This is a genomic window from Parabacteroides sp. MSK.9.14 (assembly GCF_019041495.1).
GTDB lineage: Bacteria > Bacteroidota > Bacteroidia > Bacteroidales > Tannerellaceae > Parabacteroides > Parabacteroides merdae.
In genome coordinates this window covers 91,813-104,617 of the sequence record NZ_JAHPXO010000013.1, presented here as the reverse complement: position 1 = coordinate 104,617, position 12,805 = coordinate 91,813, and the positions used below count along the sequence as shown (strand labels likewise).

The window sequence follows — 12,805 nt, the reverse complement described above, 5'->3', positions numbered from 1 at the left end:
AAAGTGATGGGGAAGAGTTTGACGGCAGAAAAGTCCTTTGGTTTTGCGATCCGTATCGTTAGACTATATAAGATATTATATGAAAGAAAAGAATTTGTTCTGTCAAAACAGATGTTGCGTAGTGGAACTGCCATTGGCGCCCTTTTGAAAGAAGCTGAGCATGCGCAGTCCAAAGCCGATTTTATAAGCAAAGTGAATATTGCTTTGAAGGAAGCAAATGAAACGGAATATTGGATTATGTTATTGAAAGAAACGGATTATTTATCTGAAAAAGAATACGAATCGATTATAGAAGACTGCCGTGAATTGATTAAACTGACGGTCAGTATTGTGAAAACAAGTAAACAAAATATGAATGGAACAAGTAAATAATAATAATATCGAAGAGAAACTTTCAACTCTCAACTCTCAACTTTCAACTAACATCTATCCTATTTTCGATAGGATGATGACGAGGGAGGATAAGGAGCGTTTGTTGAAGCAGCGCAGTGTGATGGTGTGGTTTACCGGGTTGAGCGGTTCCGGGAAGAGCACGGTGGCGATAGCGCTTGAGCGCGAGTTGCACAAGTGCGGTTTGCTGTGCCGCATCCTGGACGGCGACAATATCCGCAGCGGGATCAACAACAATCTCGGCTTTTCGGCTGAAGACCGGGTAGAGAATATCCGCCGTATCGCCGAAGTAAGCAAACTTTTTATCGATACGGGAGTTATCACGATAGCGGCTTTTATCAGCCCGAATAACGATTTGAGGGAAATGGCGGCATCTATTGTCGGGAAGGAGAACTTCCTGGAAATATATGTCAGCACTCCGATCGAAGAGTGCGAGCGGCGCGATGTCAAAGGGTTGTATGCGAAGGCACGCCGGGGCGAGATCAAGGATTTCACGGGCGTTTCCGCTCCTTTCGAAGCACCCGAACATCCTGACCTGACGTTAGACACTTCCGTGTTGAGCCTGGAGGAATCCGTAACCCGTTTGCTCGAACTGATATTGCCGAAGGTTTCCCTTGGCGGGAAACAATAGTTTCCCCGGCATGAAATTTTTGTTTCTGCAGCATGCAAACATAGTTTCATGGGCATGGAACTATATTAGAATAGAAAGGTAAGAATAATAACAACATTAAATAACATACAATGTCAGATTATAAATTAAGCCATTTACAGGAGTTGGAAGCAGAGTCTATCCATATCATCCGGGAGGTAGCTGCCGAGTTTGAGAATCCTGTGATGCTTTATTCTATCGGAAAAGACTCTTCCGTCATGGTTCGCCTGGCAGAAAAGGCTTTTTCTCCGGGAAAAGTTCCTTTCCCTTTGATGCACATCGATTCCAAATGGAAGTTCAAGGAGATGATTCAGTTCCGCGACGACTATGCGAAGAAATTCGGATGGAACCTGATCGTGGAATCCAATATGGAGGCATTCAATGCCGGTGTAGGGCCTTTCACGCACGGAAGCAAGGTGCATACGGACCTGATGAAGACGCAGGCGTTGTTGCATGCGCTCGATAAATATAAGTTCGATGCCGCTTTCGGAGGCGCTCGTCGCGATGAAGAGAAGAGCCGGGCGAAAGAACGTATCTATTCGTTCCGCGATAAGTTCCACCAGTGGGACCCGAAGAACCAGCGTCCGGAGTTGTGGGACATCTACAACGCCCGTGTCCATAAAGGGGAGAGCATCCGTGTGTTCCCGCTGTCCAACTGGACGGAGCTGGATATTTGGCAGTATATCCGCCTGGAGAATATTCCGATCGTACCGTTGTACTTTGCCAAGGAACGCCCGTGCGTAGAGATCGACGGCAACCTGATCATGGCGGACGACGACCGTCTGCCGGAGCAGTACCGCGATCAAATCAAGATGCGCATGGTGCGCTTCCGTACCTTAGGCTGCTGGCCGTTGACCGGGGCTGTGGAAAGCAATGCCGACACGATTGAAAAGATCGTCGAAGAGATGATGACGACGACCAAGAGCGAACGCACGACACGCGTGATCGACTTCGACCAGGATGCAAGTATGGAACAGAAAAAGAGAGAAGGATATTTTTAATTAGTTGAAAGTGGAGAGTTGAAAGTTGAAAGTGGCTTCGCGTCACTATTTTCAACTTTCACCTTTCATCTTTCATCTTTCACCTTTCAACTTAAAATATATGGCAACATTAAATATAAAAGAATACCTCGATAGAGATGAACAAAAGGATTTGCTTCGCTTTCTGACTGCCGGATCGGTGGATGATGGCAAATCGACGCTGATCGGTCGTTTGTTGTTTGACAGCAAAAAGTTATACGAAGACCAGCTGGATGCCCTCGAACGCGACAGTAAGCGCATGGGGAATGCCGGCGACCATATCGACTACGCTCTGTTGCTGGACGGCCTGAAAGCCGAACGCGAACAAGGGATCACCATCGATGTGGCTTACCGCTATTTCAGTACGAATAACCGTAAGTTCATCATTGCCGACACTCCGGGACACGAACAGTACACCCGCAATATGATCACCGGCGGTTCGACTGCCAACCTTGCCATCATCCTGGTGGATGCCCGCACGGGAGTGATTACGCAGACGCGCCGCCATACCTATCTGGTTTCGCTCTTAGGTATCAAGCATGTGGTGCTGGCGGTCAACAAGATGGACCTGGTTGATTTTGACAAGAATATTTTCGACAAGATCGTTTCCGACTATAAGGAGTTTGTCGCTCCGTTGAATATCCCGGATATCACCTGCATCCCGCTGTCCGCTCTGGATGGCGACAATGTGGTGGAGAAGAGCGACCGTACGCCTTGGTACGAAGGGCCGTCGTTGCTGGACTTCCTCGAAACGGTTCCTATCGACCAGGATCGCAACTTTGAGGATTTCCGCTATCCGGTGCAATATGTATTGCGTCCGAATCTGGACTTCCGCGGTTTCTGTGGGAAAGTGGCCAGCGGTATCGTTCGTAAAGGCGATACGGTGATGGCTTTGCCTTCCGGGAAAACATCCAAAGTGAAAAGTATCGTGACATACGACGGAGAGCTGGATTATGCATTCCCTCCCCAGTGCGTCACCATCACGCTGGAAGACGAGATTGATGTTTCACGCGGTGAGATGCTCGTCCATCCGGATAACCTGCCGATAGCGGACCGTAACTTCGAGGCCATGCTGGTGTGGATGGACGAAGAACCGATGGATGCAAGCAAGCAGTTCTATATCAAGCATACGACCAATCTGACACGCGCCCGTGTGGACAGCATCCGTTATAAAGTGAATGTCAATACGATGGAACAGTTGTCGGTTGACAATGGAAAACTGACGACTGACGATTTGCCGATGAAGCTGAACGAGATCGCCTGTGTCGTCTTCACGACCGGAAAGGAACTGTTCTTCGATCCGTATCAGAAGAACAAACAGACAGGCGCCTTTATCCTGATCGACCCGATCACAAACAATACATCGGCTGTTGGTATGATTATCGACCGGGTAGATGCTCGTGACATGGTGACGGAAGACGCGTTGGCAGTACTGAATCTTCCGGAATTGGGTATCGGCCCCGAGCACTACGAAGCTATCCGTTCCGTTTGTAAAGAGCTCGAACGGCAAGGGGTTTCCGTCAAGTGTATAACAGAAAATAAATAAGGTATGGGATTACTGGAATTTGACAAACTACCGATCAATACTTTAGTGGGTGCTGACTGGAAAACGTTCAAGGCTGTGACAGCCAATAAAACGATCGACAAAGGATTTCGTAATAAATATTTCCTGACTAAATCCGTTTGCCGTCTGCTCAGCCTGTTGCAACCCTTCGAAGATGCGCGTTACCGTAAGATTGCGGACAAGCCGTTGGAGATGGACCCGGTGTTCATTCTCGGACATTGGCGTAGCGGGACGACATTCATGCACAATGTCTTCTCGTGTGACAAGCATTTCGGCTACAATACGACCTATCAGACCGTATTTCCGAACCTGATGCTTTGGGGACAGCCTTTCTTCAAGAAGAACATGGCGTTCTTGATGCCTGACAAGCGTCCGACCGATAATATGGAGTTGAAGGTGGATCTTCCCCAGGAAGAGGAATTTGCCTTGGCAAATATGATGCCTTACACGTATTATAATTTCTGGTTCTTCCCGAAGCATATGCTCGAATATTGCGACCGTTATCTGCTTTTCGACAATATCAGCGAACACGAGCGGGAAGTGTTTAAGGAAACGTTCCTCAAACTGATCAAGATTTCCCTCTGGAATACGAAAGGAAGTCAGTTCTTGAGCAAGAATCCGCCTCATACGGGACGTGTGAAGACCTTGGTGGAAATGTTCCCGAATGCTAAATTTATCTATCTGAAACGAAATCCGTATACGGTGTTCGAGAGCACGCGCAGCTTCTTTACCAATACGATCCAGCCGCTCCGCTTGCAGGACATCTCCAACGAGCAGATCGAAAGCAATTTTATCGAAGTATACCGCCGTTTGTTCTATAAATATGAAGAACAAAAGCATCTGATACCCGAAGGAAACCTGGTAGAGGTGAAGTTTGAGGATTTCGAACAGGATGCTTTCGCCATGACAGAGGATATATACAAGAAATTAAACCTCCCCGGTTTTGAAGAGTCTAAAGCTGAAATCGAGAAATACCTCGGGAAAAAGAAGGGCTATAAGAAGAACCAATACAAGTATGACGACCGCACGGTACGGCTTGTGGAAGAAAATTGGGGAATGGCTCTCAAGGAGTGGGGATATTCTTTATAATTGACAATTGTCGGCTCTGCCGGCTTTGCCGACTTAGGGATTTTAGAAAAAACAGAATTTGAAATGAAACAGAAAGCAAAATTCCTCTTTCTCTTGGGAATTGTCAATTGTCAATTGTCAATTGTCAGTTCCCAAGAGCACGTAGTGCCGTTCAGTTTTGGAGATATGGATCATTGGGTCGTTCGCGAGATACATGAATCCGGCATTATCGGAGGAAATACGAAGCATCTTTACGAGCTGGGGCCGACAGATACGATCATCGGCAATACAGCCTATACGAACCGGGGCGGTTCGCCGTGGGCGAACTCCAACGTGATGGCGAAGGTGGCAGGTGTGGTGAAGACGAATACATCTGTCTTCCCTGAAAGACGGGATGACGGTTGGTGTGCACGTCTGGAGACACGCATGGAAAGTGTGAAGGTTTTCGGCTTGGTCGATATTGAAGTGGTAGCCGCCGGTTCTGTTTTTCTCGGAACGGTGCACGAACCGATCAAGGGGACCAAGAACCCGCAGGCCATGTTGAACAGCGGAGTGGCGTTTACCAAGAAGCCAAAGGCTTTGCGTTTTGACTATAAGGTGAAGCTGGCTCCGGAAAAGGACCGTATCCGCAGTACCGGCTTCAGCCGCAAGACGACCGTTGCCGGACAGGATTCGATCGCAGCCATTCTTTTGCTCCAGAAACGTTGGGAAGATAAAGATGGAAATATTTATTCCAAACGTGTCGGGACAATGGTGCAGCGTTATACGGAATCCAGCAACGGTTGGGTGAACGATGCGACCTACCCTATCTTGTACGGCGATATTACGAAGCATCCGGAGTATAAGCCTTATATGCGGATTCAGGTGGAAGAGCGTTATGCCTTGAACAGCCAGGGTAAAAGTGTCCCTATTCAGGAAGTGGGCTGGGCGGCGGAAGGTGAATTGCCGACTCATATCGTCCTGCAGTTTACTTCCAGCCACGGCGGAGCCTATATCGGCTCACCGGGCAATACGATGTGGATTGATAATGTAGAACTAATATATTAGTTGAAAGTTGAAAGGTGAAAGTTGAAAGTGATGAATTTTTCTTTTTAATTTTCACCTTTCAACTTTCACCTTTCAACTGAAAAAATGGTGGTAAAAGATAAAATAAAAGCACTTCGCGAAGCGCTGGAGCAACATAATTACAATTATTATGTGCTCTCGGCACCGACGATATCGGACCGTGAGTTCGATGAGATGATGAAGGAGTTACAGGTCCTTGAAGAGGCGCATCCCGAATATGCCGATCCTCATTCGCCGACCCAGCGGGTGGGGAGTGACCTATCCAAAGAGTTTGAACAGGTAGTGCATAAATATCCGATGCTTTCGTTGGGCAATACCTATTCGGAAGATGAAGTGAAGGATTTTTACGAGCGCATAGCCCGTGACCTGAACGAGCCTTTCGAGATTGTTGCCGAGTTGAAATATGACGGAACTTCCATTTCCCTGACATACGAGGACGGACGTCTGGTCCGAGCCGTGACGCGTGGCGACGGGACACGTGGCGACGATGTGACGGCCAACGTGAAGACAATCCGTTCGGTCCCTTTGAAACTAATGGGCGACCGATACCCGGCAACATTTGAGATAAGGGGGGAGATCTTGCTTCCCTGGGCCGAGTTCGACCGCTTGAACAAGGAACGTGAAGAACAGGAGGAGCCTCTTTTTGCCAATCCGCGCAATGCTGCTTCGGGTACGCTGAAGCAACAGAACCCGGCTGTCGTGGCGGCTCGTAAGCTGGATGCCTATTTCTATTATTTGTTGGGAGAGGAGCTGCCGGCGGAAACGCATTTCGATAATTTGGAGGCGGCCCGTTCATGGGGGTTCAAGATCCCGAATGTGATCCGCGTATGCAACAGCTTGGAGGATATATACGATTATATCGCCTATTGGGATGTCGAACGCAAGAACCTGCCGGTTGCAACAGACGGGATCGTTTTGAAAGTGAATTCATTGCGCCAACAACGCAATTTGGGATTCACGGCCAAAAGCCCACGTTGGGCGATTGCCTACAAGTTCCAGGCCGAACGTGCCGTGACGCGCCTTAACTCCGTGTCTTTCCAGGTCGGGCGGACAGGAGCCGTCACTCCGGTTGCCAATCTGGAGCCGGTATTGCTGGCCGGAACGACCGTAAAGCGTGCTTCCCTTCACAATGCGGATATTATCGAAGGACTCGACCTGCATTTGGGTGACAAGGTGTTTGTGGAGAAAGGCGGCGAGATCATCCCGAAGATTGTCGGTGTCGATGTCGAAGCCCGCGGTTTGCTGGTGGGCGATAAGGTCCGTTTCATCCGTTCTTGTCCCGAATGCGGGACACCGTTGATGCGTCCTGAAGGAGAAGCGGCTCACTATTGTCCGAACGAAGCCGGCTGTCCTCCCCAGATCAAGGGGAAGATCGAGCATTTCGTCACCCGGAGGGCCATGAACATCAATATGGGGCCGGAGACAGTCGAAGATTTGTACGAAGCCGGCTATATCAAGGACACGGCCGATCTCTATACGTTGGAAATAGCCGATCTGCTGCGCTTGGAACGTTGGGCTGACAAGAGCGCCCGTAACCTGATGGCGAGCCTCGAAGAATCCAAACAGGTTCCCTTCGAACGGGTACTTTATGGACTGGGGATTCGTTTTGTGGGTGAAACGGTGGCAAAACGCCTGGTATCCGCTTTCCATTCGATGGAGCAGTTGGAACAGGCTTCTTTCGAAGACTTGACTGCCGTGGACGAGATCGGTGAGCGGATCGCCCGAAGTATCATCGCTTACTTTGCCGACGAGCGTAACAGGACGTTGGTGAACCGTTTGAAGGAATACGGGTTGCAGATGTCCGTGCCCGAAGAAAAGCTGGCCAACCGTTCCGAGAAGCTGAAAGGCTTGAGCATCGTTATCAGCGGGACATTCGCCAAGCATTCCCGCGACGAGTACAAGGCCATGATCGAGCAGCATGGCGGGAAGAACAGCGGCTCGGTGTCCGGTAAGACCGATTATATCCTGGCGGGAGATAATATGGGACCGGCCAAGCTCGAAAAGGCGGCCAAGTTGGGTGTGAAGATTATAAACGAAGACGAATTCTTAAATATGATAGCGGAATGAGACTGACGAATTATTTTATTAAAAAGAAAGTGCAGTCTTTAGCTTCCGGGGCTGCCGGCCGCAAGCATGAGTTTTGTGCGCTGGAAGACGCAGGCCATATCCTGGTCCTTTATCAGGCAAACGATCGCGAGCTTGTCGAGCCTTGTCTGGACGTCCTGCGTAAGAAGAACAAGAAGGTGCAGGCGTGTGTCTATGTAACCGGCGATCCGGAGGCAGATGCCTCGTGCATCCCGGTCCATGCCAAGAAGGATGTGAACGTCTGGCAGGTTCCTTCCGATGTCGTGCTGGAACGGTTCAAGACGGTCAAGGCGGATATCCTGATCGATCTTACGCGCCCCGATTGCTACCCGATGCAATATCTTATGCTACAGCATCCTTGCAGATTCAAGGTGGGAGTGAAGCATGCCGATATAGATTTGTATGATTTGTCCATATCGGTAACAGAGCGTGAAGATATCAAGCATTTATTCGAACATATATTATTTTATTTGCAGGCGATACGCTCAAAATGATATAAATTCCTTATTTTTGCAGCACCGTTGACAATTGACAATTATTATCATGGCAGACATAAATTTAAAAGGAATGGGTGTGGCGTTGATCACTCCCTTTAAAGAAGATGAAAGTGTAGACTATGAGGCGTTAGCCCGGCTCGTAGATTATCAGTTGCAGAATGGAACCGATTATCTGGTTGTGTTAGGTACCACCGCTGAAACCCCTACACTCACGGAAGAAGAAAAGAAGGATATAATCAATTTGGTCGTGACGAAGGTAAACGGACGCATTCCCATCGTGTTGGGGGTTGGCGGAAACTGTACGCGTTCGGTTGTCGAGAAGTTGAAAAACGATAATTTTGACGGTATAGATGCGATCCTGTCTGTCGTACCTTATTATAACAAACCATCCCAGGAAGGAATCTATCAGCATTATAAAGCGATTGCGGAGGCGACTACGTTACCGATAGTCCTGTATAACGTTCCGGGACGTACCGGTGTGAATATGACGGCCGAGACTACGCTGCGTATCGCCCGTGAGTTCAAGAACGTGATTGCAGTCAAGGAGGCTTCCGGCAATATCACCCAGATGGACGATATCATCAAGAACAAACCGGCGAACTTCAATGTGATTTCAGGAGACGACGGTATCACCTTCCCGCTTATTACGTTGGGAGCTGTCGGCGTGATTTCCGTAATTGGCAATGCTTTCCCGCGTGAGTTCAGCCGTATGGTGCGTCTGGCATTGGCTGGTGACTACGATAGCGCCCGCACGATCCACCATAGTTTTACGGAGCTGTTCAGTTTGCTGTTTATCGACGGTAATCCGGCGGGAGCGAAGAGCATGCTGAATGCGATGGGCTTTATTGAAAATAAATTACGCTTGCCTTTGGTTCCGACCCGTATCACCACATTCGAAAAGATTCGTGATGTATTACGTCAGTTGAGCATTAAATGTTAAGATTTTTCAGGCTTGTAGGGGTGGGGTTCTACTCCGCCCGATATCAGTAATCCCGCATCTACTTTTTCCGTTTGCGTCAGGATAATCGTACCGTCCTTGTCGGCAAGGAATACGCGGGGTATGGTGTTGTCGGCAAAGAGGGAGTAGACGTTCAGGTCCGGATCGGCGAAAAACTTCATATTGTACTGATGTTCCCGGAAATAGGCCGCTACCTGCTCTTCGGTTTCTCCACGTGCGATCAGAAGCACACAGACGGAGGGATCGTCTTTGTATGTATGATATAAAGTGGAAATATCCGGGAAGGCCTTCTGGCAGTCGGAACAGGTCGTACTGAAGAAAATAATCAGGGCAAATTTATTTTCCAAGTCTTTTTTCGATACCGTTCCATCCGGATTGGAAATGCTGAATTCGGGTAACGGATCGCCTTCCTCCAAAGCAAAGCCACCCTCAGGCGGCAATTCCTCGTGGATGCAGGCGGTGAGAGATAACAGACTGATTATGTAAAACAATAAATATTTCATGGGGTAAAGATACGGGTTGTTCGCCATACTTTGTGACTTTTTGCATGGATATTTGCATATTATCCTGTATATTTGTACCGGAATTTCAGATATCAAAGAACAAAACAGCAAGAAATACACTTGGTCATACAATCTAAAAATATGGTGCGCGTGATGCGGTTTATACTGGTCGGTACGCTGAATGCGTTAATTACGGTCTTGATTGTCTGGCTGATGATGGACAAGCTTGGTTGTAACTATATCGCTACCAATATCACCGCTTATGTGATTGCGCAGATCAATAATTTCTTCTGGAGCAAATATTGGATATTTTCATCCCGCACCGGTAAGTTTCGCCGTGAGATTCCCCTTTTTCTGATCGCTTTCGGATGTGCTTATTGTTCCCAATTCCTCGCTTTGCTTATCATGGTGGAAATCTTTGACTTGAACGAATATCTCGCCCAGTTCTTAGGATTGTTTATCTATGGTGCAGTCAACTATATGATGAACAAAAAAATCACCTTCCAACTCACCCCTTAATTCTTAATTTTTAATTCCTCAGTGCGCCCGTTCACGAAACTCCGACGGTGTCACGCCCTCTTTCTTCTTGAAGAAGGTGGAGAACTGTCCGGCATTCTCGAATTTGAGACTGTAGGCTATTTCCGAGATATTCATGCTGCTGCTGGTAAGCAGTTCCTTTGCCTTCAGGAGTTTTTGCTGCAATTGATATTGGGCGGGCGATACGCCTGTATATTCTTTGAACATACGGCGGAACCAGGAGTAGCCGAGCCCCAGGCGGGAAGCTATTTCTTCCGGTGTCAGCGGGTTTTCCACCTGCTCTTTCATCAGGATGCGGGCTTCGTTGATCTTATCCACAACGTAGGTATTCGTGAAGGAGTTGTTTCTTCTTTTATAATAGACCGTACCCAATATATGAAGGACGATACTCGAAATCATCTCCTGGTAGCCCGTCTTTTCCTGAGAGGCGAATTTCAGTATGTCTTCATATAGTCCGACGATCGTCGCACTGAGCCCGATGTGCTGTAACGGTTCCTCGCGGGTAAAAAAGCGTTTTTCCACGCGCCGGTCGATGTGGACACCGCGGAAACCGACCCAGTATTCGTCCCAGCCTGTCTCGCTGTCGGGATAGTAGCTGTGCCATTCTCCCGGAAAAAGCAGGATCATCGTGCCGGCGTTTATCTTTTGCATCTTGCAGGATTGCGAAGAGAAGTAACCGCTTCCCTTCGTGATATAGACCAGCTGGTATTCGTTCAGGATTCGTCCGGTCTGCGGCTTGAAGTTATAATTGTCCGGATGCTTCGAAAGAGGATAGTTCCCTTTCGGGGGAATAAACTGGTAGCCGACGGTCGTGACGACAATTCCCCACTCTTCGTCTATCGCACTTATCGTCAGGTATCTCAATTGATCGCTTAGTCGTTTCTCCATCTCCTCTGTCAGATTTGAAAGGTTTAAAATCATTTTCAAAAGCAAAGATAGTAATTTACCGTTTACTTTTGCAATCATAAAACAAACAACTTTGTTGTACCATGAAGAAATATAACTTTTTAGCCTTTGATATAGGAGCGACCAGTGGACGTGCCGTGTTAGGCACTTTGGTTGGTGACAAATTTGAAATGCAGGAACTTCACCGTTTCCCGAATGCGATCATGGAGTTGCATGGGAAATATTACTGGGACATATACCGGTTATATGATGCCTTGAAAGAAAGCCTTACGATTTGTGCACGCCGGAACCTGCTCCCGGACTCTATCGGGATCGATACCTGGGGGGTGGATTTCGGGTATCTGGCGGAAGACGGCACACTGTTGGGGCTACCGCGTGCGTATCGCGATCCTTATACGGACGGTGCGCCGGAAGAATATTTCCAGCGTGTTCCCCGGTCGGAAGTCTACCGGCTTACCGGTATACAGATCATGAATTTTAATAGTGTTTTCCAGTTATTTAGGGCTAAAAAGGAAGGTTTCGGGCCGTTGGAGGCTGCCGAAGAGATACTGTTTATGCCCGATCTGCTTTCTTACCTGTTGACGGGTAAAAAGGTTTGTGAATATACGGATGCTTCCACCTCCGGATTGCTGAATCCGGTGACGAAAGAGTTCGAGGCGTCCTTGTTGGAAGCGGCAGGGGTAGCTCCGTCCATTATGCGTCCGGTAGTGATGCCGGGAACTTTTGTCGGGGAGCTGACCGATGCGCTTGCACGGGAAACGGGGATCGGCAAAGTGCCTGTCATAGCAGTTGCCGGCCACGACACGGCTTCGGCTGTCGCGGCTGTTCCGGCGGCGGATCGGGAGTTTGCCTATCTTAGCAGCGGCACATGGAGCCTTATGGGGATCGAAACGGAAGAACCGATTATCTCGGAAGAATCCTTCCTGCATAACTTTACGAACGAAGGCGGTATAGACGGGACGACCCGTTTCCTGAAAAATATTACCGGGATGTGGTTGCTCGAACAGTGTCGGAAAGAGTGGGAGAAGGCCGGGCGCGACTATTCCTATCCGGCGATAGTCAAGATGGCGGAACGGGCGACGCCTTTCCGTCGTTTTGTGAATCCTGACGATCCGCGTTTTGCCAATCCGCCGAGCATGACGGAGGCAATCAAGGCTTATTGCCGCGAGACGGGGCAGCCCGAACCGGTCGAGGACGACGAGTTTATCCGCTGTATTTTTGAAAGTCTGGCATTCCGGTATAAGGAGGTGCTGGCATTGTTATCCGAAATGGCTCCTTTCCCGATCCGCAAATTGCATGTGATCGGGGGAGGCTCGATGAATAATCTTCTCAATCAATTTACGGCAAATGTAATAAACATGCCGGTTGTGGCAGGGCCTTCGGAGGCGACGGCAATCGGCAACTGCATGGTGCAGGCGAGGGCGGCGGGATTGGTAGCCGACCGTTGGGAGATGCGCCGTTTGATCAACTCTTTCCTTTCGCCGGCTGTCTTTCTGCCGGAAGGTAGTGGAGAGTGGGAAGAGGCTTTTAGGAAATATAAATCTGTAACCTCAAAAAAATAAGA

The 12,805-nt window shown here is 48.7% G+C and carries 13 protein-coding genes; 11 read left to right on the top strand and 2 right to left on the bottom strand.

Annotation, left to right across the window (positions count from 1 at the left end):
• Positions 1-6: 6 nt before the first annotated feature.
• The 9 genes from KTG12_RS09045 to dapA all read left to right on the top strand — a co-directional run bounded on the left by KTG12_RS09045 (position 7) and on the right by dapA (position 9,277).
• Positions 7-372: a four helix bundle protein gene (locus KTG12_RS09045; protein WP_005638238.1), complete on the top strand. Its 366-nt coding sequence runs from the start codon at positions 7-9 to the stop codon at positions 370-372.
• Positions 356-1,021, top strand: coding sequence for an adenylyl-sulfate kinase (gene cysC / locus KTG12_RS09040; RefSeq protein WP_005638237.1), 666 nt, complete (start codon positions 356-358; stop codon positions 1,019-1,021). Before KTG12_RS09045 ends, cysC begins: the two co-directional genes overlap by 17 nt.
• 110 nt (positions 1,022-1,131) lie before the next feature.
• Positions 1,132-2,040 (top strand): sulfate adenylyltransferase subunit CysD, encoded by a 909-nt coding sequence (cysD, locus tag KTG12_RS09035; RefSeq protein ID WP_005642903.1) that lies wholly within the window; start codon positions 1,132-1,134, stop codon positions 2,038-2,040.
• 100 nt (positions 2,041-2,140) lie between these two features.
• Positions 2,141-3,604 (top strand): sulfate adenylyltransferase subunit CysN, encoded by a 1,464-nt coding sequence (gene cysN, locus KTG12_RS09030; protein WP_122115726.1) that lies wholly within the window; start codon positions 2,141-2,143, stop codon positions 3,602-3,604.
• A 3-nt stretch (positions 3,605-3,607) separates the two neighbouring features.
• Complete coding sequence (locus tag KTG12_RS09025; RefSeq protein WP_005638233.1) at positions 3,608-4,711, top strand: sulfotransferase; 1,104 nt, start codon at positions 3,608-3,610, stop codon at positions 4,709-4,711.
• A 63-nt stretch (positions 4,712-4,774) separates the two neighbouring features.
• The gene (locus KTG12_RS09020) at positions 4,775-5,737 is read left to right on the top strand and encodes a PCMD domain-containing protein (RefSeq protein WP_005642906.1); all 963 of its coding nucleotides are present in this window, start codon (positions 4,775-4,777) and stop codon (positions 5,735-5,737) included.
• A gap of 84 nt (positions 5,738-5,821) precedes the next feature.
• Entirely contained in the window at positions 5,822-7,822 is a 2,001-nt protein-coding gene (gene ligA, locus KTG12_RS09015) for an NAD-dependent DNA ligase LigA (protein ID WP_155143733.1), read from the top strand.
• On the top strand, positions 7,819-8,334 hold the full coding sequence (locus tag KTG12_RS09010; RefSeq protein ID WP_005638228.1) for a hypothetical protein: 516 nt from the start codon (positions 7,819-7,821) through the stop codon (positions 8,332-8,334). Before ligA ends, KTG12_RS09010 begins: the two co-directional genes overlap by 4 nt.
• A gap of 49 nt (positions 8,335-8,383) precedes the next feature.
• Positions 8,384-9,277, top strand: a complete 894-nt coding sequence (gene dapA, locus KTG12_RS09005) for a 4-hydroxy-tetrahydrodipicolinate synthase (RefSeq protein WP_005638226.1) — start codon at positions 8,384-8,386, stop codon at positions 9,275-9,277.
• Here the strand turns inward: dapA and KTG12_RS09000 are convergent.
• A complete protein-coding gene (locus KTG12_RS09000; RefSeq protein WP_005638224.1) occupies positions 9,274-9,825 on the bottom strand; it encodes a TlpA disulfide reductase family protein in 552 nt (183 codons plus the stop codon). The genes dapA and KTG12_RS09000 overlap by 4 nt on opposite strands.
• A 126-nt stretch (positions 9,826-9,951) precedes the next feature.
• Here KTG12_RS09000 and KTG12_RS08995 point away from each other — a divergent pair, with 126 nt between their 5' ends.
• A complete protein-coding gene (locus tag KTG12_RS08995; RefSeq protein WP_005642918.1) occupies positions 9,952-10,317 on the top strand; it encodes a GtrA family protein in 366 nt (121 codons plus the stop codon).
• Positions 10,318-10,335: 18 nt separating this feature from the next.
• Here KTG12_RS08995 and KTG12_RS08990 read toward each other — a convergent pair whose 3' ends face one another.
• On the bottom strand, positions 10,336-11,223 hold the full coding sequence (locus KTG12_RS08990; RefSeq protein ID WP_036657699.1) for an AraC family transcriptional regulator: 888 nt from the start codon (positions 11,221-11,223) through the stop codon (positions 10,336-10,338).
• A gap of 101 nt (positions 11,224-11,324) precedes the next feature.
• Between KTG12_RS08990 and KTG12_RS08985 the strand changes: the two genes are divergently transcribed.
• Positions 11,325-12,803 carry a rhamnulokinase family protein gene (locus KTG12_RS08985; protein ID WP_005642921.1) on the top strand — a complete coding sequence of 493 codons (1,479 nt, stop codon included), beginning with the start codon at positions 11,325-11,327 and terminating at the stop codon, positions 12,801-12,803.
• Positions 12,804-12,805: the final 2 nt, after the last annotated feature.